Source organism: Streptomyces humidus, assembly GCF_014649655.1.
GTDB classification, from domain to species: domain Bacteria; phylum Actinomycetota; class Actinomycetes; order Streptomycetales; family Streptomycetaceae; genus Streptomyces; species Streptomyces humidus.
The window spans coordinates 41,788-62,054 of sequence record NZ_BMTL01000020.1; the positions used below are offsets into that span (position 1 = coordinate 41,788).

18 protein-coding genes and 1 pseudogene are annotated in these 20,267 nt (G+C 71.5%); 11 read left to right on the forward strand and 8 right to left on the reverse strand.

Features of this window, described 5'->3' with window-relative positions; translation table 11 throughout:
* Positions 1-19: 19 nt before the first annotated feature.
* Positions 20-1,120, reverse strand: coding sequence for a baeRF2 domain-containing protein (locus IE239_RS23130; protein ID WP_190151288.1), 1,101 nt, complete (start codon positions 1,118-1,120; stop codon positions 20-22).
* A 232-nt stretch (positions 1,121-1,352) separates the two neighbouring features.
* Positions 1,353-1,550, reverse strand: coding sequence for a hypothetical protein (locus IE239_RS23135; protein ID WP_190151289.1), 198 nt, complete (start codon positions 1,548-1,550; stop codon positions 1,353-1,355).
* A 318-nt stretch (positions 1,551-1,868) separates the two neighbouring features.
* On the opposite strand from IE239_RS23135, the gene IE239_RS23140 reads away from it, so the two are divergent.
* Positions 1,869-2,072 carry a cold-shock protein gene (locus tag IE239_RS23140; RefSeq protein ID WP_190151397.1) on the forward strand — a complete coding sequence of 68 codons (204 nt, stop codon included), beginning with the start codon at positions 1,869-1,871 and terminating at the stop codon, positions 2,070-2,072.
* A gap of 800 nt (positions 2,073-2,872) precedes the next feature.
* A pseudogene (locus IE239_RS23145) lies at positions 2,873-3,259 on the forward strand (RtcB family protein); the annotation flags it as partial.
* A gap of 127 nt (positions 3,260-3,386) precedes the next feature.
* Here IE239_RS23145 and IE239_RS23150 read toward each other — a convergent pair.
* Both IE239_RS23150 and IE239_RS23155 read right to left on the reverse strand, forming a co-directional pair.
* Entirely contained in the window at positions 3,387-4,511 is a 1,125-nt protein-coding gene (locus IE239_RS23150; protein ID WP_190151290.1) for a CapA family protein, read from the reverse strand.
* 178 nt (positions 4,512-4,689) lie between these two features.
* The gene (locus tag IE239_RS23155) at positions 4,690-5,769 is read right to left on the reverse strand and encodes a hypothetical protein (protein ID WP_190151291.1); all 1,080 of its coding nucleotides are present in this window, start codon (positions 5,767-5,769) and stop codon (positions 4,690-4,692) included.
* A 110-nt stretch (positions 5,770-5,879) separates the two neighbouring features.
* Between IE239_RS23155 and IE239_RS23160 the strand changes: the two genes are divergently transcribed.
* Positions 5,880-6,335 (forward strand): 1-acyl-sn-glycerol-3-phosphate acyltransferase, encoded by a 456-nt coding sequence (locus IE239_RS23160; protein ID WP_229878258.1) that lies wholly within the window; start codon positions 5,880-5,882, stop codon positions 6,333-6,335.
* Between the two features lie 281 nt (positions 6,336-6,616).
* Here the strand turns inward: IE239_RS23160 and IE239_RS23165 are convergent, their stop codons facing one another.
* The gene (locus IE239_RS23165) at positions 6,617-7,720 is read right to left on the reverse strand and encodes a baeRF2 domain-containing protein (protein ID WP_190151292.1); all 1,104 of its coding nucleotides are present in this window, start codon (positions 7,718-7,720) and stop codon (positions 6,617-6,619) included.
* A gap of 369 nt (positions 7,721-8,089) precedes the next feature.
* Between IE239_RS23165 and IE239_RS23170 the strand changes: the two genes are divergently transcribed.
* The 6 genes from IE239_RS23170 to IE239_RS23195 all read left to right on the forward strand — a co-directional run bounded on the left by IE239_RS23170 (position 8,090) and on the right by IE239_RS23195 (position 13,396).
* Positions 8,090-9,307 carry an IS256 family transposase gene (locus IE239_RS23170; protein ID WP_190151293.1) on the forward strand — a complete coding sequence of 406 codons (1,218 nt, stop codon included), beginning with the start codon at positions 8,090-8,092 and terminating at the stop codon, positions 9,305-9,307.
* Between the two features lie 76 nt (positions 9,308-9,383).
* Complete coding sequence (locus IE239_RS23175) at positions 9,384-10,025, forward strand: site-specific integrase (protein ID WP_229878259.1); 642 nt, start codon at positions 9,384-9,386, stop codon at positions 10,023-10,025.
* A gap of 20 nt (positions 10,026-10,045) precedes the next feature.
* A complete protein-coding gene (gene pcaDC / locus IE239_RS23180) occupies positions 10,046-11,374 on the forward strand; it encodes a bifunctional 3-oxoadipate enol-lactonase/4-carboxymuconolactone decarboxylase PcaDC (RefSeq protein WP_190151294.1) in 1,329 nt (442 codons plus the stop codon).
* A gap of 34 nt (positions 11,375-11,408) precedes the next feature.
* Positions 11,409-12,044 carry an MBL fold metallo-hydrolase gene (locus tag IE239_RS23185; protein WP_190151295.1) on the forward strand — a complete coding sequence of 212 codons (636 nt, stop codon included), beginning with the start codon at positions 11,409-11,411 and terminating at the stop codon, positions 12,042-12,044.
* 30 nt (positions 12,045-12,074) lie between these two features.
* Positions 12,075-12,854 (forward strand): exodeoxyribonuclease III, encoded by a 780-nt coding sequence (locus IE239_RS23190; protein WP_190151296.1) that lies wholly within the window; start codon positions 12,075-12,077, stop codon positions 12,852-12,854.
* A gap of 122 nt (positions 12,855-12,976) precedes the next feature.
* Positions 12,977-13,396, forward strand: a complete 420-nt coding sequence (locus tag IE239_RS23195) for a DUF6278 family protein (RefSeq protein WP_190151297.1) — start codon at positions 12,977-12,979, stop codon at positions 13,394-13,396.
* Positions 13,397-13,529: 133 nt separating this feature from the next.
* Here the strand turns inward: IE239_RS23195 and IE239_RS23200 are convergent, their stop codons facing one another.
* Positions 13,530-14,276 carry a hypothetical protein gene (locus tag IE239_RS23200; protein WP_190151298.1) on the reverse strand — a complete coding sequence of 249 codons (747 nt, stop codon included), beginning with the start codon at positions 14,274-14,276 and terminating at the stop codon, positions 13,530-13,532.
* A gap of 143 nt (positions 14,277-14,419) precedes the next feature.
* On the opposite strand from IE239_RS23200, the gene ggt reads away from it, so the two are divergent.
* Positions 14,420-16,243, forward strand: a complete 1,824-nt coding sequence (ggt, locus tag IE239_RS23205; protein WP_190151299.1) for a gamma-glutamyltransferase — start codon at positions 14,420-14,422, stop codon at positions 16,241-16,243.
* A 3-nt stretch (positions 16,244-16,246) separates the two neighbouring features.
* Here ggt and IE239_RS23210 read toward each other — a convergent pair whose 3' ends face one another.
* Together IE239_RS23210 and map are read right to left on the reverse strand one after the other, a co-directional pair.
* Complete coding sequence (locus IE239_RS23210) at positions 16,247-18,805, reverse strand: ATP-dependent Clp protease ATP-binding subunit (RefSeq protein ID WP_190151300.1); 2,559 nt, start codon at positions 18,803-18,805, stop codon at positions 16,247-16,249.
* Between the two features lie 334 nt (positions 18,806-19,139).
* Positions 19,140-19,910, reverse strand: coding sequence for a type I methionyl aminopeptidase (gene map, locus IE239_RS23215; RefSeq protein ID WP_190151301.1), 771 nt, complete (start codon positions 19,908-19,910; stop codon positions 19,140-19,142).
* A gap of 32 nt (positions 19,911-19,942) precedes the next feature.
* On the opposite strand from map, the gene IE239_RS23220 reads away from it, so the two are divergent.
* Positions 19,943-20,194 (forward strand): helix-turn-helix domain-containing protein, encoded by a 252-nt coding sequence (locus IE239_RS23220; protein WP_190151302.1) that lies wholly within the window; start codon positions 19,943-19,945, stop codon positions 20,192-20,194.
* The last annotated feature ends 73 nt before the right edge of the window (positions 20,195-20,267 follow it).

Sequence of the window (20,267 nt, forward strand, 5' to 3'; positions counted from 1 at the left end):
CAGGCCGGACCACGGGGGATCACAACGGCACGCCCGGGTCGGTGTACCGCAGCAGCACGCCCACCCCGTCCTCCAGAGGCAGTTCCTCCCGCGGTACGACCACCAGCTCGGCGCCGGTGCGGACCAGGGCGCGGATCAAGGCCGCGCCGGGCTGTTCCTCCTGGAAGGCGAGGACGCCGAAGGACTCCAGGTCGGCGGCCGACAGCGCGATCTGCGTCGGCTCCGAGCCGGCCCACAACCGCAAGGGCAGGTCGACGGGCGTGTTGAGCAGCAGCGCGCCTGCCTGAGCGCGCTGCAACGCGGCCACAACCGCTGTCATCCCCTCGACTGCACCGGCCTGCCGGGTTCGCCGCGTCCGGAACTTCTCCACCCGAGCCCGGTCCCGTCCGCTCATCCGGCCCCGGAAGACATCGCTCAACTCCTGCTCCAGCAGCGCCCGTCCCTCGCCGGCCGGATGCCCGTCATCCGCGACTGAGACCACGCGCTCGGGCAAGGGCTCGGGCAGGCGGTTCACCAGCACGTTGCGCGCCCGGACCTCCCCGCCCAGCACGATCACCTCGGCACCGCTGCGGTGAACCAGGTCGGCCAGCTCACCGGCGATCTCGGCGGCGCCGTGCGGCCACTTGGTCGCAGGACCGCTGCGATGGCGACGCCTCTCAGGTGCGACCGTGCTGCTCGGCCACCTCCCCGTCTGGAAGTCCACCTCCATCTCCTCCGGCGCGCCGGTCTCCGGGTGCGCGGCGCGGTGCACAGTGGCGGCGGCATACGGGATGTCCGGCGCGTGCTGGACCGCCAGCGGCATCACGTCGGGCAACGCGCCGAACCGGGCCGCGTCGTGCGCCGGCGGATCGGGCAGCTCCTCCACCAGGACCAGACCACCGTGGCTCGCGAAGATCGCCTGCCCGTGCCGCCCGGAAACCTCCCGGTCCGTGCCCGCGATGTCGGCGACGACGGCCACGGTGGCGTTGTCGGCCCCCTGCCGGGCCAGGTCCTCACGCAGATGCTGGCGTCGCAACCTGATCGCCGCCTCCGGGTCGTGGACGTCACGCGAGGTGTTCAGATAGGCACAGGCATACGGTCCCGGTCGCGCGTACACAGGGTCGAGAAAGGTCAGCTCCACGGTCGCCTCCTCATCACGGTGGCCCGTTGTCACGGTGGCCCGTTCGAGCCATCCCGAACCGCTCCCCCTCCCGGCCACCCAGACACCGCTTGCCGGTGACGCCCCAACCCGCCTCCGCTCTTCAAGTAGACCTCCCGCCCACCGACTTTGCGCGCCGGACGGTGCACCGCCGACTCGCGGGGGCGCAGGGTCTGGCGGCCGTCGTCGCAGGATCCTGGCAGCCCGGTGTTCGTCACTCCGGTGCCGAGCGGGAACCGACGGCGGTGTCCTGGGACGGTGGGCGGACGGAGCACAAGGCCACGAGGCCGCAGGCATGGACCGCCAGCACCACCGCGGGCAGGTGCCCGTCCGGGGCGAATCCGCCGATGGCGAGCCTGGCGAGCGCCAACCCGGCAGCACCGAGGCCGCACAGCAGGAACGCCGGTGACATTCACTGCCTGTAGAGGTCTGCCAACGGGTCGACGGACCGCCGGCAGCCGTCGGCAGCAGGTGGGGTTCGCGACAGATGGCTCGCGCGCCGCGCGTGCTGAACAACTCCATGGCGATGGGATACGTGGCTTCGGCAGCCACTGCGTCCGTCAGAAGCCATCCGTATCGATCCCACGTCCTGTCGGCTGGAGGGTCTCTACCTACGGGAATCGTGCTGCTGTCCGCGTCGTGGCGGATCTGGTCGGTGGCCGTGGCGCTGTACCGTGCAGACGGACAGTCTGTCCTGATCTTCGGTACCTCTCCTGCAAGGGACATGGCGGTGGCGCAAGGCACGGTGAAGTGGTTCAACGCGGACAAGGGTTTCGGGTTCATCACCCCGGACGAGGGCGGCCCTGATCTTTTCGTTCACTTCAGGGCCATCCAAGTGCCCGGTCACAAGAGCCTGGAGGAGGGTCAGCGGGTCGAGTTCACGATCGTCCAGGGGGCGAAGGGGCCACAGGCCGACCAGGTAGTACCGCTGTAGAGGCATGGCCAGCGAACCTGTCGGGCAGCCCGGCGAATTGGAAGACGACGAGCACAGACCGCTCCCCGCGGGTTACGCGAACAGCCGCGACCATCTACGGCACGCGCTGACCCGCCTTGAGACCGTTCTCGCTCGGCACCTTGGGATTGGGGCTGCCGCCGAAGAGCGCGGCGCGGTGGTGCCGGGTGTGCCCGGGCGGTCCGGCTTGGAAGTGACCGCAGCACATGACCGCGGTGGAGGTGAGCCACTATGACGCTCTCCGGTGCAACACCGGTCGGCGAGGCCCTCGCCCTGGCGGCGCCCGACCCTGCAGTTTGTCGGAACGAACATCCTCTGGCCGGCCTGGCCGTTCGCCGCCGAGTTCAGTGATCTGCACGCCGCGCCGGGCGTTTCGAACACCTGGTGCTGCTACCCGCCGCAGCGAAGGCCAAGGGGGTCAGCGCCTCCCTCGCCGACGGTAACCATCCTCGAGGCCCAGGCAATCAAGCCCCACCACGTCGAGGTCCAGGGCTGACCCGGCCCCACGAGGTGACAAGGTCGGTTGCCTGGAACCGAGGGCCGGAAGCTGTCGTCTTGCCGGCGGGCCTGGCGATCGCGGGTCTGGTCGCGCACCCCGATGTCCGTTCCGGGCACAGCCGGGCCCGCACCGCAGGTCGGCACCGCGACAGAGCCAGAGCATCTCGGGCCGGCGCCCTCCTGGACGTAGCCGAGCACCCCAACGACGCCAACGCGCGCGGCCGAAAGGCCGTTGACCGGGAGCTCCGCCGCGGCCGGGCCGTCGTTCTGCCAGTACTCGCCGTGGCGCCACCCGGGCCCTGCCGCCGGGCCACCCCGACCTGCCGGATGCCCTGCGCCTGTTCGGCCAGCCGGTGTTCGTGCCCGGCACGATGGGCACTGCCTCGTACGTCATGACCGGCGTCACCGGCAACGCCGCCTTCGACTCCTGCTGCCACGGCGCGGGCCGCGTCTGGAGCCGGCACCGCGCCCACCGCGAAATGTCCGCCCGGCAGCTGCGCCAGGAGCTGGTCGGTGCGGGGGTGGCGGCGCGGCCGACGTCCTGGCGCAGCGTCATCGAGGAGGCGCCCGAAGCGTACAAGGACGTCGACGCCGTCGTCCGGGCAAGCGGACACAACAACCTGGGCCGCCTGGTCGCCCGCCTGGTGCCGCTGGGCGTCCTCAAGGGCTAGAAAGGGCTGGAACCGCCCCGAACCGACCTGACACACGGCTGGCTCACCCTGGACGACGTCGTCAGCACCTGGCCGCTCGGCCGCCCCACCGGTTCCTGCACCAGGACCGGCCGTCCTGACGTCCACGTCATGTGCGCCGTCCCATGCGCAGCGGCCGCAGCGTGAGCGCGCCGTCGGGCCCGCCGTCGATGCGGGTGCCGAACTCCCGGCTGTGTCTGTCGAGGACGGCGCGCAGCCACTCGGTGTCCTCGGGGGAGGCATGCTCCAGCCGCATCCTGCGCGCCTGCAGGGGCGCCATCCGCGCGTCGACCAGCCGGCCGGTGACGGCCTCCACCGACACCAGGTACAGCATCCGCAGGTCGTCCCGGTAGCTCTCGTAGCCGCCGATGCCCTCGTAGTCGTCGACGAGGTCGCCGCAGCCGTACAGGATGAGCCTGTCCTGGTACACCTCCAGCGGGCGCGGGTGGTGCGAGGAATGTCCGTGCACGATGTCCACGCCCCCGTCGACGAGCGCGTGGGCGAAGCGGACCTCGGAGCGGGAGACGTCGTAGCCCCAGTTGGGGCCCCAGTGGACCGACGCGACCGCGATGTCGCCCGGCCGCCGGACCTGCCGCAGGCGGTCGGCGAGCGCGGACGCGGCGGCCACCGAAAGCTCCGAGATGACGTCGACGCCGGCCTGCTGACCGGTTGCGGCCCAGTCCTCGGGGATCCCACTGGACGGCATCCCGAAGGAGAAGACCAGCACCCGCCCGCCGGCGTCCAGCGGCACGATCGCCGGCTGGCGCGCCCGCACCGCGTCCCGGCCCGCCCCTGCCGTCCGCAGCCCCGCCTCCGCCAGGGCGTCGAGCGTCTCACAGAGGCCGCGCGGGCCGAAGTCGAGCACGTGGTTGTTGGCCAGCACACAGACGTCCGGGCGGGCCGCGGCCAGGCACGGCAGGTTGGCCGGGCTCATCCGGTAGTGGATGCCCTTGTCGGGCGCGAAGTCCCCGTCACCGGTGACGGCGGTCTCCAGATTGACCACCCGCACGTCGGGCGCCGCGTTGTCCAGGACGGGCAGCGCCTCGCCCCACGGCCAGCGGAAGTCGACCGGCCGGGGAATCGGCCCGTTCGCCGCCTCGGCCAGGCCGACGTAGTCCCGGGCGTCGTGGAGGTACGTCTCCCGCAGCGCCGGGTCACCGGGGTGCGGGAGGATCTGATCGACGCCCCGGCCGAGCATCACGTCCCCGCCGAGGAACAGGGTGACCACGCCCATGTGCACCCTCCCAAGCTAAAGCCGCCGCGGGCGGTGCGCGAAGGATCCGCGTGACGGGGGCGCCGTGCGGCTGCACGTGCGCGGGAGCATGTGGCTGGTGAACCAGCTGCGGGCCGGGTCGGTCACCGCCTCCAGGGACTCCTCGAACAGGTGCGCGACCCGGGAACGGTCGCCGACGTCACTCGGGGATGCGTGTCTCGGCCGCGGAGATGACTCTCTGGCGCTGCAGGTGGTACCGCTCGTACTCCAGTACCTGCCAGGCCGCGCTGGAGGGGACCTGATTCAGCCGGTCGGTGATCTCATACAGGTCCATGGTGTCGTAACCGGCCCAGGGTTCAGGGCTGCGCAGTCGCTGGATGGCGTCCAGCACCGCAGGGCGGTGGGCATGCGTGCGCTCGTAGTTCTCGATCACCGTCAGCTGCGTCTGGGACAGGTCGCGGAGACGCTGCTGGATCTCCGCGACGGCCAGTCGGCCGAACGCGGGGGTGGGCAGGTCCTGCTCGCGGATGGGCGCGCGGTGGGCCTGCTCGGCCGCGCGGGTGGGGTAGGGCATCTCCCGCAGGGCTCCCTCAGCCGTGTCTGTCACGCGCCGGATGCTCGCTCGCAGGGCTCCCCCGAGCCGGGTCATGGCCGCGTGCACCGTGTGCATGACCGTATCCGGCAGACTGCCGCGTTCGGCGGGCCCGGCCGCTTCGGCCTGTGGCAGGCGGTGGCCGCTGGTGGCCGCTGCCACGGCCCCGGCCCGTTGGGTGAGGTACGCCTCGATGCTTTCCAGCAGCTGCTCGTCCTGACGGCGAAGCAGGTGAAGAAGGTCGGCGGATTCCCGGTCCTGAAGCTGTTCGGCGACGTTCTCGCCCGCCTGGCAGGTCGCCACTGCCCGGGCTGTGGCCGCGTACTCGTCTTCGGCGTTCTTCAACAAAGTGTGCGCATCGGGCAACTGCTGGCCGCGCACGATCTCTGTGACGGCCGCCACCGTGGCGTCCAGCGGGAGCAAGGTCGCCCGTACCGCGCTGAGAGCGACGAACCGCATCAACTGCGCAGTGGTGGCCAGCGGTCCGCGGGAAGGACGGACCGCGCGCAGGTGGCCCTCGATGCGCGCGAGGTGGTCCTGGGCTTCGGCCGCCTGACGTTCGAGTCTGTGCCGGTCGGCGCCTGGCGGCGTGCTGGTCGCATCCGCCCGGAACCGGGCAACAACCGCGGCATGGGCTTCACAGGCGTCCTCCAGCACCGGTATGAGCGTATCCGTCGCTGCCGTCATGAGCTGCCTCCTGGGAATCGGTGCGGGCAACCGGGTCCCATCCTGGGGGAGGTTGCCGAAGATCGCCCGACGGGCTGGTCAGGGTTTGTGGCGCGTCCCTCTGCTCGGCTGTGTCCTCACTCAAGAGGGGCACATCCCGGTGCACCGGCACGACGCGAGCCGCCCAAGCACTGCAAGAAGCCCAGGTCGCACGCACCGCCGGCCGGTCCGTCCTGGTCTACCCGGAGGGCGGGCTCCAGCATCGCAAGGGCGTCCGCGAGGCTCCACCCCGGCCCTTCCACCCTGGCCTCCTCCATCTCGCGCGCTCGACCGGCGCCCAGATCGTGCCCCTGGGCCAGGTCGGAGCCCGCGCACTGGCATCCGGCAGCCCCTGCGAACAGGTGGCCAGGCTGCTCACCGCTCCACTGCACCGCCCACGACTCCACGTGCACGTCGGCGCACCGCTGCGCCTGGAAGGCGAACAGACCCAGGCCCAGGCTCTCGCCCTGACGCACACCGCGCTGACCCAGGCCTGGCACACAGCCGCCCGACAGCTCGGCGCACCGGTGCTCCCCACCGGGCACTGAACCTTGGACGAACCCGCCTCAGCCGTGGCCCGTTCAACCGACGCCCATGAGCGTGGCGACCAGCGGCACCCCTGACAGAAACTCTTGACAAGAGCAACGACACCCCGGATCCGGCTCGCCAAAGGATGAAGCCCCGACGCGGCCAGAGGGTACGCCCGGACCAGTCGGCCCTCGACGACGGGACGGATGGCCCGTTCCCTGCCGCAGGTCGGCCGGGTCACCATGGAATCCAGAGCCTCAAGGAGGTGGGTCCCGTGGCGTACCTCGGAGCGACGGCCGGTTCACGCACGAGATGCGGGGTCGGCGTAGCGCAGCAGTACGCCCACGCCCTCGCTCAGCCGCAGCTGCTGCTCGGGTACCACGACGAGTTCGGCCCTCGTGCCGACCAGGGCACGGGCCAGGGCCGCGTCGGCCCGTTCCTCGCGGACATCCTGGATGCCGTAGGAACGCAATTCCTGCTCGGTGAGGGCGAGTTGGCCGGGTTTCGGGCCGACCCAGAGGTGGAGTGTCGACTCGGGGTGGTCGTTGAGGAAGAGGGCCTTGGCCCGGCCGCGTTGGAGGGCTGACACGGCGGCGGAAAGGCCCTCGGCCGTTGCTCCGTCCCGGGCCCGCTGTGCGAGGAAGGTATCCAGCAGGGCCCGGTCGTGCGCGGCCATGCGCCCGCTGAAGAAGCTTTCGAGTCGCTGTTCCAGCAGCGCCCGTCCCGGCATGGACTCGCCGGCGCCTTCCACGGTGGTGACCTGCCCGCGCAGGGGTGCGGGCAGCCGCCGGACGAGGATGCCGCGGGCCCAGACGTCTCCCGCGACGACCACCGCCTCGACATCGATGCGCCGTGCGTGGCCCTCCAACTCCCGGCCGATCTCTCCGGCGGCGTTCAGCCAGTCGGTCGCCGGGATCTCCTCGTGGACGCGGTGTCCCGGTGTGACCTTGGTCAACGGCCAGGTGCCGGCCTCGGCGTCGATGCGCACGGTGTCGGTGGCGTCCGTGGAGTGGCGGCCGCTGTAGTGCACGTGCACCGCCAAGTACGGGATCCCGGGCGTGTGCTGGACGATCAGCGGCATGGTGTCCGGCAGGGTTCCGAAGTGCGCGGTGTCCCGGGTGGGCGGGGAGGGCAGCTCGTCCAGCAGAGCAAGTCGTCCGTGGGCGGTGAACACGGCCTGACCGTGCGTGCCGGGGACGTCCGTGTCGCTGCCCGCGGTGTCCGCCACCGCGGTGACGGAGTCCCGGTCCGCTCCCTCGGCCATCAGGGCGTCCCGAAGATGCCGCCAGCGCAGTTCTATGGCGGCATCGGGGTCGTCGACGGCGGCGTCGCGGGACGTGTCCAGGTAGACGGACGCGAAGGGACCGGGCTGCTTGTACAGAGGTTCGAGGAAGGAAAGTCTCATGGTCACTCCCGACTACGGCGTCAGCGCCACGGTGCCGCTGTAGCAGGACACGTTCGGGTTGGCGTGCCGCGGCTCGTCCAACTCCAGGATGCGCCTGTCTGACGAGCCGTGCCCGCCTGCGGCACGACCCGTGCGGCGTCTGGCGCCGGCCTGGTCACGGGGCCCCAGAGCCCCCGGAGGTGCCCAGACGGCCTTCTGCGCGAGCCGGCCGGATGGCGTCCCTTGAAGTGGTGTAGCCGTTCTTGGCCAATGTGCGCCACCGGCTCGCCACCGCGTTGCCCCTGGTTGACCGCTCGTGCGCCCTGAACGAGGACGGGCCACCGTGCAACTCTCCGCGGTGAAAGGTGAATTCCGACCGGGAGGTGCACGATGGCCCTGGCTCATGATGACCTGCTCCGCCTTCTGGAGTCACTACGCTCGGCGGACGGACTCGAGATCGTCCGGACCGCGGCTGAACGAGACCTGCAAGAACTGATAGAAGCCGAGGCGACACAGCACATCGGTGCCGCATGGGGCGAGCACACCGAGACCCGCACCGCCTACCGCAACGGCCACCGCGAACGGACCCTGACCACCCAGGCCGGCAACCTGGAACTCGCGATCCCCAAGCTCCGCGCCGGCACCTTCTTCCCCAGCCTGCTGGAACGCCGGCGCCGCGTGGACCAGGCCCTCTACGCCGTCATCATCGAGGCATACGTCCATGGCGTGTCCACCCGCAGCGTCGACGACCTGGTCAAAGCCCTCGGTTCGGACACCGGCGTCTCCAAGAGCGAGGTCTCCCGGATCTGCGGCGACCTCGACGAGAGCCTCGCCGCCTTCCGCAACCGCCCCCTGGACCACACCCGCTTCCCCTACGTCTACCTCGACGCCACCTACCTCAAGGCCCGCGTCGACCACCAGATCGCCTCCCGCGCCGTCGTCATCGCCACCGGCGTCACCGAGGACGGCGGCCGCGAAGTCCTCGGCGTCATGGTCGGCGACAGCGAGAACGAGACCTTCTGGACCACCTTCCTGCGTGACCTGCGCAAACGCGGCCTGAACGGGGTTCGCCTCGTCATCTCCGACCAGCACCTCGGCCTGGTCGCCGCCATCGGCAAGGTCATGATCGGAGCCGCACACCAGCGCTGCCGCGTTCATTTCGTCCGCAACGTCTTCTCGGTGATCCCGAAGCAGCACGCCGAGATGGCCGCCGCGACCATCCGCACGATCTTCGCCCAGCCCGATGCCGTCTCGGTCCGCACCCAGCTCGACACCGTCGCCGACGCCTTCGGCAAGCGGTTCCCCAAGGTGAAGGAGATGCTCCTGGACGCCAAGGAAGAGCTGACAGCCTTCGCCGACTTCCCCCACCAGCACTGGAAGAAGATCCAGTCGACCAACCCGCTGGAGCGCTTAAATCGTGAGGTCAAACGCCGGGCCGACGTCGTCCAGGTCTTCCCCAACGATGCCGCCGTCGAACGCCTCGCCGCCGCCGTCCTGATCGAGATGCACGACGAGTGGATCGCCTTCCCCCGCCGCTACCTCTCCAACGAGAGCATGGACAGCCTCTATCCGGACAAGAACACCCTGCTGCCCGCCACCGACGAATGATCGCCTGCACCACACCAAGGGGCACGACCAAATTCCGCGTAGGGCACGTAAGGAGGACCGGAAGAAGAAGCAGGAGGTGAAGCCGTGGAACGTCCAGGAAGTCCAGATGTTCATTCACAGCGTCAGGACGGAACGGCTCTATGCTCCCCTTCTGCTGTCCCTCATGGGTCTGCGTCCCGCTGAAGTCTGCGGACTTCGATGGGAGGACGTCGACTTGGACAGTGCCACGATCACCATAGCCAACACCCGGACGATGACGGGGAATCGATACGTCGTGGAAAAGGACACCAAGTCGATGGCCGGAGAACGTGATCTTCCTTTGCCGGGGCCAGTACTAATGGCCCTCAGGACGTTCAAGGCTCTCCAGGCCAAGGAGAAGCTCGTCCTCGGTGAGGCTTACTCGGACTCCGGGTACGTCGTGGTGCACGAGACCGGGGAGGCTTTCACGATCAAGCAGCTCCGCAGGCGCGCGTACCGGCTCATGGAGGTCCTTGGCCTGCGCAGAGTACGTCTCTACGACGCTCGTGCCTCCTGCCTCACTTTCCTCGCCAACAACGGCGTGCCGGATCACATCCTCGCCCGGTGGGCCGGGCACACGAACGTGAAGACCACGAAGAAGTGGTACGTGAAGCCAGACGAGGCCGTAGGCAGTGCCCGACGAGTCGAGCCACGGATGCATCGAGCCGTCGGCTTCCCCCGGCTGTGTGAGATTTTGTGAGACGTGAGAGGGTCAGAGGCGTGAGTGAGACACCGTCGAACACCCTGCAATACCGCTTTGACGGGCCAGAAGAGGCTCCCGTCCTGATCCTCGGTCCCTCACTGGGTACCACATGGCACATGTGGGACCGTCAGGTTCCCGAACTGGCGCAGCAGTGGCGGGTGTTCCGGTTCGACCTGCCGGGTCACGGCGGCGCCCCGGCCTACCCGGCGGGTTCGGTCGCCGACCTGGCCGCGCGGCTGCTCGCCACCCTCGACCGGCTCGGAGTGCAGCGCTTCGGCTACGCGGGCTGTGCGTTCGGCGGGGCGGTCGGCGTGGAACTGGCTCTGCGCCACCCCGAACGCGTCGCCTCCCTCGCGCTGATCGCGGCCTCGCCGCGGTTCGGCACGGCCGACGAGTTCCGTCAGCGCGGCGTCATCGTGCGCACCAACGGGCTCGACCCCATCGCCCGTACCTCGCCCGACCGTTGGTTCACCGGCGGCTACGCGGCCGCGCAGCCCGCGATCACCGAGTGGGCCGTGCAGATGGTGCGCACCACCGACCCCGGCTGCTACATCGCGGCCTGCGAGGCCCTGGCGGCGTTCGACGTGCGGGCGGAGATCGGTCTCGTCGGCGCGCCGACCCTGGTCCTCGTCGGTTCCGAGGACCAGGTCACCGGTCCTGCCGAGGCGCGCACCCTGGTGGCGGGCATCCCGGACGCCCGTCTCGCCGTCGTGCCCGGCGCCTCGCACCTGGTCCCGGTGGAGCAGCCCGCGGCCGTCACCGACCTGCTGGTCCGGCACTTCTCGACCGCCTGGCAGCCCGCCTACGACTCCGGCACCGGGCAGACGGCGATCCCGGGGATCCCCGTAAGGGCGACGCCGAACATGCCGCAGCAGTCCCAGCTGGTGCAGCAGCCTCCGCAGCCGCCGGCCATCGCCGAGATCGCCCCGGCCCCGGTCCCGGTCCCGTCGCAGGCCCTGGGCCGCCCCGACCCGTACGACGCGGGTCTGAAGGTGCGCCGCGAGGTCCTCGGCGACGCCCATGTCGACCGGGCGCTGGCAGAGGCCGACGACTTCTCGGGCGACTTCCAGGAGTTCGTCACCCGCTACGCCTGGGGCGAGATCTGGGACCGCCCCGGCCTCGACCGGCGCTCCCGTTCCTGTGTCACGCTCGCCGCGCTGGTCGCGGGCGGCCATCTGGAGGAGCTCGCCTCCCACACGCGGGCCGCGCTGCGCAACGGTCTCACCCCGGACGAGATCAAGGAGGTGCTGCTCCAGGCGGCCGTGTACTGCGGCGTGCCGGCGGCCCACCGCGCGTTCCGGGTGGCGCAGCAGGTCGTCCGGGAGGAGACCACCCCCACCGAGTGAGCGACCGCTGCGGCCCCGGGGGCAGGATGGAACCATGAAGCTCACCAAGAAGTCGCACGCCTGCGTCCGTCTCGAGAAGGACGGGCGCACCCTCGTCCTCGATCCGGGCGGGTTCAGCGAGCAGGACGCGGCCCTCGGCGCCGAGGCGATCCTGGTCACGCACGAGCACCCCGACCACTTCGACGAGAAGCGGCTGCGGACGGCCCTGGAGGCCGACCCGGCCGTCGAGCTCTGGACGCTGAGGTCCGTCGCGGAGAAGATCTCCGCCGCCTTCCCGGGGCGCGTGCACACCGTCGGCCACGGCGACACGTTCACCGCCGCGGGGTTCGACGTGCAGGTCCACGGCGAGCTGCACGCGGTCATCCACCCGGACATCCCGCGCATCACCAACGTCGGGTACCTCGTCGACGGCGGCCGCGTCTTCCACCCCGGCGACGCGCTGACCGTCCCCGGCCCGGCCGTCGAGACGCTGATGCTGCCGGTGATGGCTCCCTGGAGCAAGATCTCCGAGGTCATCGACTACGTGCGCGAGGTGAAGCCGCAGCGCGCCTACGACATCCACGACGCCATGCTCACCGACCTCGCCCGTCCGATCTACGACCACCAGATCGGCGCCCTCGGCGGCGCGGAGCACCTGCGGCTGGCGCCGGGGGAGAGCACGGCCCTGTGAGTGTCGGTGGGGCCCGGTAGGTTGTCAGGCATGCGCATCGCGACCTGGAACGTGAACTCGATCACCGCCCGCCTGCCGAGGCTCCTGGCCTGGCTGGAGAGCAGCGGCACCGATGTGCTGTGCCTTCAGGAGGCCAAGGTCGCCGAGGAGCAGTTCCCGCTCGACCAGCTGCGCGAGCTGGGCTACGAGGCCGCGGTGCACGCCACGGGCCGGTGGAACGGCGTGGCGGTGATCTCCCGGGTGGGCGTCGAGGACGTCGTCAGGGGGCTCCCCGGCGATCCCGGTTTCGACGGCGCGCCGGAGCCCCGGGCGGTCGCGGCGACCTGCGGTCCGGTCCGCGTCTGGTCGGTCTACGTGCCCAACGGCCGCGAGGTCGGCCATCCGCACTACGCCTACAAGCTGCAGTGGTTCGAGGCGCTGCGGGCGGCCGTCGCGGGGGACGCGGCGGGCAGCCGCCCGTTCGCGGTGCTGGGCGACTACAACGTGGCCCCGACCGACGACGACGTCTACGACGTGGCGGCCTTCGAGGGGGCCACGCATGTCACACCGGCCGAGCGGGCCGCCCTGGCGTCCCTGCGCGAGGCCGGCCTGTCGGACGTCGTCCCGCGGCCCCTGAAGTACGACCGCCCCTTCACCTACTGGGACTACCGCCAGCTCTGCTTCCCCAAGAACCGTGGCATGCGCATCGACCTGGTGTACGGCAACGAGCCGTTCGCGAAGGCCGTCGAGGACGCGTACGTGGACCGTGAGGAGCGCAAGGGCAAGGGCGCCTCGGACCACGCGCCGGTCGTCGTCGACCTGGAGGTCTAGGCGACCGCGCCGGGGCCCGCTCCGGGGCCGCGTTCCCGCGCCGCCGCCGGGCCGCGAGGTGATCCCGGGCTCGTGCCGCGCGCCTGTGGTGCGCACGCCCGGGCCGGTGTCACGCTGGGCTCATGAACATCCCTTTCCTGGGCAACAAGCGCAAGAAGCACCGGGCGGCGGTGCTGGCCGAGGACCCCGAGGGGATCGCCGAACTCCTGTCCGAATGCGAAGTGTTGCGCTCCCACGCGGCGCGGGAGGGGATCGGGCTCGACGACAGCGCCGACTCGTTGGAGGCGCTGGACCAGCTGCCGCCGCGCTGGCGCGAGGACGAGGAGAGCCTGCCCTGGTTCGGCCATGACGCGGGGCTCTATCTGGGGACGGTCGTCGTGCGCACGGTGCCCGGCGCCGCCTGGGTGATCAGGCCCGGCGGGGAGGCGGTCGTCCGGCTGACGTCAGGGCGGGAGATCGACGTGGTCACGGCCGGGTTCGAGTGGGCCGCGACCGGGACCCCCGAACTGTCCCGGACGTACGCAGAGGTGGCCGGGCGCTGAGCCGGGTACGGAACGGCGTCCGTGGCGGCGGTGCACACGGCTGACCGTCGCACCGTGCGCGTCGCTCCCTCACCTCGCTTCCTCACCTCTTCTCCTCACCTCGTCCTGAGGCCGGGCGTGCGTCCGTGGACGGTCACGTAGGAGTGGCGACCGTCGTCGCAGGCAGGGGGGTCTGAGCCGCTCGGGTCACGTCCTCGACGAGCTCGACCACGTCGGGGCCGTACGCCTGGGAGTTGATCACCTTCAGGAGCAGGACGAAGGAGCCGTTGCCGTGCTTGCGGGCCAGCCGCTCATGGTTGCGGACGAGATAGCGGGTGGCGGCCTGGTTGTTGATCGCGCGCTGGCCGCAGAACAGGAACACCGGCCGCCCGCCCCGCCGTTGCCCAGCGGTGAGCCGGGCCAGCAGGACGTACTCGGTGACGCCCGACTCCATCCGGTAGTGCTCGCCGCCTATCTGGAACGCGAGTCTGTCCGGACCCGGTTCCCGGTCGGTGTTGATGCGCACACCGGGCAGCATGGCCTGGAGATGGGCCGCCATCCGCCGGTTGGAGCCCGGGCCGCCGACGCAGAACTCCGTCCGCTCGCCGAAACCCTGCCGGGCCGCGTCCTGGGTGACCACTTCGGCGCCCGCGCCGCAGTCCTTGATGAGCGCGGCGAGTTCCAGGAGCGCGAACACGTCGTGGCGGTGTACCGCGAGATCCGTGCTGCCGGCGTCGCGGTTGACGACGAGCAGGGACTCCGAGTGCTCCGGAAGCCCGAAGAACGCCTGCTTGCGCCGGAGTCTGCGCTTCCACAGGTAGGTGCGGGCCAGCCAGCCGAGCGCGGCACTGATGCCGGCGGCCACCACGCCCAGGACGATATTGCGCACGTCGTCGTTCATGGGCGCGCATGGTACCTGGGCGAGCACCGCCGGACGTACCCGTGTTCGAACTATGGGGAAGGCCCGACAGTGCCCGGAAGGTGGCTGTCGAGGCCCCGTGATTCTGGTTACGCTGCGCGGACGTTCCTGGACTGGAGGTACGGATGCGTCGTCCTGTCGCGCGGAAACTGTCGGTCCTGGCGGTCTCCGCCGCCGTGGTCACGGTGGGGGCCGCCGCGCCGCCCCCCGCCTCAACCGCCGCCGAGCGGACGGCTGTCGGGAAGACGCCGGTCGCCGTCGGCTACGGCGGCGCCGTGGCCAGCGTCGACGCCGACGCGTCGGCGGCCGGCATCGAGGTGCTGAGGAAGGGCGGCAACGCGGTCGACGCGGCCGTCGCCACCGCCGCGGCGCTCGGCGTCACCGAGCCCTACTCCTCAGGCATCGGCGGGGGCGGCTACTTCGTCTACTACGACGCCAAGTCCCGTACGGTGCACACCGTCGACGGCCGCGAGACCGCCCCGCTGACCGCGGACTCCGGTCTCTTCCTGGAGAACGGCAAGCCGCTCGCCTTCGCGGACGCCGTCAGCAGCGGCCTCGCCGTCGGCACCCCGGGAACGCCCGCCACCTGGGCGACGGCGCTGAAGAGATGGGGCACCGAACGGCTCGGCACCCTCCTGCGGCCCGCCGAGCGCATCGCCCGCGAGGGCTTCACCGTCGACGACACCTTCCGTTCCCAGACCGCCGCCAACGAGGCCCGTTTCCGCGCCTTCCCGGACACGGCGGAGCTGTTCCTGCCCGGCGGCCGGCTGCCCGTCGTCGGCTCCACGTTCAAGAACCCCGATCTCGCCCGCACCTACAAGGAGTTGGGGGAGAAGGGCGTCGATGCGATCTACCGGGGCGACCTCGGCGAGGACATCGTCTCCACGGTGAACCACCCGCCGGTGGACCCGGCCTCGGGCTGGAACGCCCGGCCCGGCGAGCTGTCCGCGAAGGACCTCGCCGCCTACCGCGCCAAGCTCCAGGCGCCCACGAAGACCTCGTACCGCGGCCTCGGGGTCTACTCCATCGCGCCCTCGTCCTCGGGCGGCACCACGGTCGGCGAGGCCCTCAACCTCCTCGAGCACACGGCTCTTTCGAAGACCGACGAGACGCGGTACCTGCACCGCTTCATCGAGGCGAGCCGGATCGCGTTCGCCGACCGCGGGCGCTGGGTCGGCGACCCCGCCTTCGAGGACGTCCCCACCCGGCAGCTGCTGTCGAAGAAGTACGCCGACTCCCGTGCCTGCCTCATCAAGGACGACGCGGTGCTCACCAGCCCGCTGGCGCCCGGCGACCCGCGCCACCCGGCCGCCTGCGGCGTCGGCGGCACGGCGGCTCCGACGACGTACGAGGGCGAGAACACCACCCACCTCACCGTCGCCGACAAGTGGGGCGACGTCGTCTCCTACACGCTCACCATCGAGCAGACCGGCGGCAGCGGCATCACCGTGCCCGGCCGTGGCTTCCTGCTCAACAACGAGCTGACGGACTTCTCCTTCGCCCCGGCCAATCCGGCCGTGCACGACCCGAACCTGCCCGGCCCCGGCAAGCGGCCGCGCTCGTCGATCTCGCCGACCATCGTGCTCGACCGGCACGACCGGCCGGTGGTCGCGCTCGGTTCGCCCGGCGGCGCGACCATCATCACCACGGTGCTGCAGACCCTGACCGGGTTCCTCGACCGCGGGCTGCCGCTCGTCGACGCGATCGCGGCCCCCCGCGCCAGCCAGCGCAACGCCGCCCAGACGGAACTGGAGCCCGCGCTCTACGACGACACCAGCCCCACCGGTCCGCGGGCGCGGCTGGAGGCCCTCGGGCACTCCTTCAAACGGAACCCGGAGATCGGCGCGGCGACGGGCGTGCAGCGGCTGCCGAACGGCAAGTGGCTGGCCGCCGCCGAGACCGTGCGGCGCGGCGGAGGTTCGGCCCAGGTGGTCCGCCCGGCGCCGTAGCGCTCAGTGTCCGGCGGCGGGGACGGGCGGCTGCGTGCGGAACGCGAGCCGCCCGTCCTCGACGTCCACCGCGACCCGGTCGCCCTGCGCGACCCGCCCGTCGAGCAGCAGCCGGGAGAGCCGGTTGTCGACCTCGCGCTGGATCGTGCGGCGCAACGGACGGGCCCCGTACTCGGGTTGGTAGCCGCGCTCGGCGAGCCAGTCGACGGCGGCGTCGGTGAACTCGGCCGTGATGCCCTGCGCCTGCACCAGCCGGCGGGTGTCGTCCAGCAACAGGTCGGTGATCCGGCGCAGTTGCTCGCCCGTGAGCTGACGGAACACGACGATCTCGTCGATCCGGTTGAGGAACTCCGGCCGGAAGTGCTGGCGCAGCGGCCGCAGGATCTGCTCGCGCCGCGCCTCCTCGTCGGCGTCCGCGCCGCCCGGCCCGAATCCGATGCCGCCGCCCCGCCGGGTGATCGCCTCCGAGCCCAGGTTGCTGGTCATCACGATGACCGTGTTGGTGAAGTCCACCGTGCGGCCCTGGGAGTCGGTGAGCCGGCCGTCGTCGAGGACCTGCAGCAGGATGTTGAAGACGTCCGGGTGGGCCTTCTCCACCTCGTCCAGCAGAAGCAGCGAGTACGGGTGGCGGCGGACGACCTCCGTGAGCTGTCCGGCCTCCTCGTGGCCGACGTAGCCGGGCGGGGCGCCCACCAGGCGGCTGACGGTGTGCCGTTCCTGGTACTCGCTCATGTCGAGGCGGACCATGCGCTCCTCGCTGCCGAACAGAGCCTCGGCGAGCGCACGGGCCAGTTCCGTCTTGCCGACGCCGGTCGGGCCGAGGAACAGGAAGCTGCCGATCGGCCGGTCCGGGCTGGAGAGCCCGGCGCGCGAGCGCAGCACCGCGTCCGCGACGACCCGCACGGCCTCCTCCTGGCCGACCACCCGGTCGTGCAGGTGCTCCTCGAGACCGAGCAGCCGGTCCTTCTCCTCCTGGGTCAGGCTGGCGACCGGAATGCCGGTCTGCCGGGACACGACCTCGGCGATCGCCTCCGCGGTGACCTCCAGATGCCGGCCCTCGTCGGCCGTCTCCTCGCCGCTCGCCCGAGCGGTGCGCTCCTTCAGTTCCACGATGCGGTCGCGCAGCCGGGTGGCCTCCTCGTACTGTTCGTCCGCGACCGCCTGGTCCTTGTCACGCGCGAGCTGCTCCAGCTCGCGCTCCATGGTCCGTACGTCGGAGCCCTTCGTGCGCGCGCCGAGACGCACCCGGGCCCCGGCCTGGTCGATGAGGTCGATGGCCTTGTCGGGCAGGCGGCGGTCGGTGAGATAGCGGTCGGACAGCTCCACCGCCGCGTCGAGCGCGCCGTCGGTGTAGCGGACCTGGTGGTGGGCCTCGTACCGGTCGCGCAGCCCGCGCAGGATCTCCAGTGTGTCCGCGACGGACGGCTCCGGCACGAGGATCGGCTGGAAACGGCGGGCGAGCGCCGCGTCCTTCTCGATCCGCCGGTACTCCTCCAGCGTCGTCGCGCCCACGACGTGCAGTTCGCCGCGGGCCAGCGCGGGCTTGAGGATGTCGCCCGCGTCCATTGAGCCGCTTTCGCCGCCCCCGCCCGCGCCGACGACCGTGTGCAGCTCGTCGATGAAGACGATCAGCTGGTCGGAGTGTGCGCGGATCTCGTCGACGAGGGTGTTCAGCCGTTCCTCGAAGTCGCCGCGGTAGCGGGTGCCGGCGACCACGCCCGTCAGGTCCAGGGCGACCACCCGCCGGGCGAGCAGGACGTCCGGCACGTCCCCCTCCGCGATGCGCTGGGCCAGCCCCTCCACGACGGCGGTCTTGCCCACGCCCGCGTCGCCGATCAGCACCGGGTTGTTCTTGCCGCGCCGTGAGAGGACCTCGATGGTCTGCTCGATCTCGTCGTCCCGGCCGATCACCGGGTCGATCCGGCCCTGACCGGCCAGTTCGGTGAGGTCGCGTCCGTACTTGTCCAGGGTGGGCGTGCCGGTGGGCTGCTGGCGGTCCGCGGCGCGGGGGGCCGTCGAGGCGTCCGGGGAGTCGGCGGGCAGACCCGGGGAGGCGAAGCGGGCCGCGTGGAGGATGTGCCCGGCCGCGGAGTCCGGGTTCGAGGCGAGGGCGCCCAGCACGTGCTCCGGGCCGATGTGCCCCGCGCCCCGGGCGCGGGCAAGGTCGTGAGCGTCCAGCAGGGCGCGCTTGGCGGCCGGGGTCAGCGACAGCGAGGTGGGCGGGGGCGCCTCGCCCGCCGGGTGCTGCGGCGGGCCCGACCGCTCGTCGATCTGCGTCGCGAGGGCGTCGGGGTCGGCGCCGGCCCGGCTGAGCAGGGTGCGGGTCGGCTCCGCCGACAGGGCCGCGCGCAGCAGATGCTCGGTGTCCAGGTCTCTGCTGCCGTGCTCGGCCGCGTACTGGGCCGCGCCCCGGACGAGGTCCCTCGCGGGCTGGCTGAGGAGTCGGCCTATGTTGATCTGCCGGGGGCCGGGGCGGGGCCCGCCGAAGAACCGGGCCAGGAACTCTCCGTAAGGGTCTCCGTAGTCGCCGTAGCCCTCCGGGCCGGTGTAGCCGCTGGTCATGGCATTCCGTTCGATGGACGTGCGATGCGGTGCGGGGTGCCCTCGGCTGGGGCCGTCACACCCACCTTCGCACGGTCGCCCGGCGCGGGCATGCGCAGGAACGTCCACGGGGCGGGGCGCCTGCCGCGGGCGGGCGGGAACGGCCCGTGCGGGACGGTCCGCGCCCGACCGGAGCGGCCGCGCGGCCCGGTCCTGCGCCGCCCCGGCCTGGACGGAGCGCTTCGGCAGGTTCCGCCCCTCGGCTTCCGTCCCCTCCGGGCCGCGCCCGTCCCCGTGTGTCCCTGCCCCTCCCGCCGGTGTCCGCCCGTCTCGGCCCATGCCCGGCTACGCCTGGCTATGCCCGCTGGGTCAGCACCCTGGGTCCGCTGTCCGTGATCGCCACCGTGTGTTCCGTGTGGGCCGCCCGCGAACCGTCGTTCGTGCGCAGGGTCCAGCCGTCGGAAGCGCAGTGGTAGTCGTCCCCGCCGCCCGCGATCAGCATCGGCTCGATCGCGATGACCATGCCGTGGCGCAGCGGCAGGCCCCGGCCGGGGCGGCCCTCGTTCGGGATCGCCGGGTCCTCGTGCATATGGCGGCCGACACCGTGGCCTCCGAAGTCGTCCATGATCCCGTAGCCGGCCCCTCGGCAGACCGTGCCGATCGCGTGCGCGATGTCGCCGACGCGGTTGCCGACGACCGCCGCCTCGATGCCGACCGCCAGGGCGCGCTCGGCTGCCTCGATGAGCCGGACGTCCTCCGGGCGCGCCCGGCCCACCGTGAAGCTGATCGCGGAGTCGCCCACCCAGCCGTTCAGCTCGGCGCCGCAGTCGATCGAGACGAGGTCACCGTCGCGCAGCCGGTCGCGGGTGGGGATGCCGTGCACGATCGCGTCGTTCACGGACGCGCAGATCACCGCGGGGAAGGGCGTGGGCGCGAAGGACGGGCGGTAGCCGAGGAAGGGCGACGACGCCCCCGCCTCCCGGAGGACGTCATGCGCCACCTCGTCCAGCTCCACCAGGGATACCCCCACGTCGGCGGCCTGGCGCACGGCCGTCAGCGCCCGTGAGACGACCTGGCCCGCCTCGTACATGGCGTCGATCGATGTGTCCGTCTTCAGCTCAACCATGCCAATTACTATACCGGTATTAGAATGGTGCCATGGTGCGCACCCCCTTGACCCCCGAAGAGCACGAACGCGGCGAGCGGCTCGGACGGCTGCTGCGTGAAGCGCGCGGCGCCCGGAGCATGGCCGAGATCGCGGCGAGCGCGGGCATCTCCGCCGAGACCCTCCGCAAGATCGAGACCGGACGGGCGCCGACCCCGGCGTTCTTCACGGTCGCCGCCCTGGCCCGCGTGCTGGGCCTGTCCATGGACGAACTGGCGGGGCTGTGCGCGCTCGCCCCCGCCTGACGCCCCGGTGCGCGCTCGCCCTCACCTGATCCCCGGCGCACCCACGCCCTCGTGATCCCCCGGCTCCCGTCGA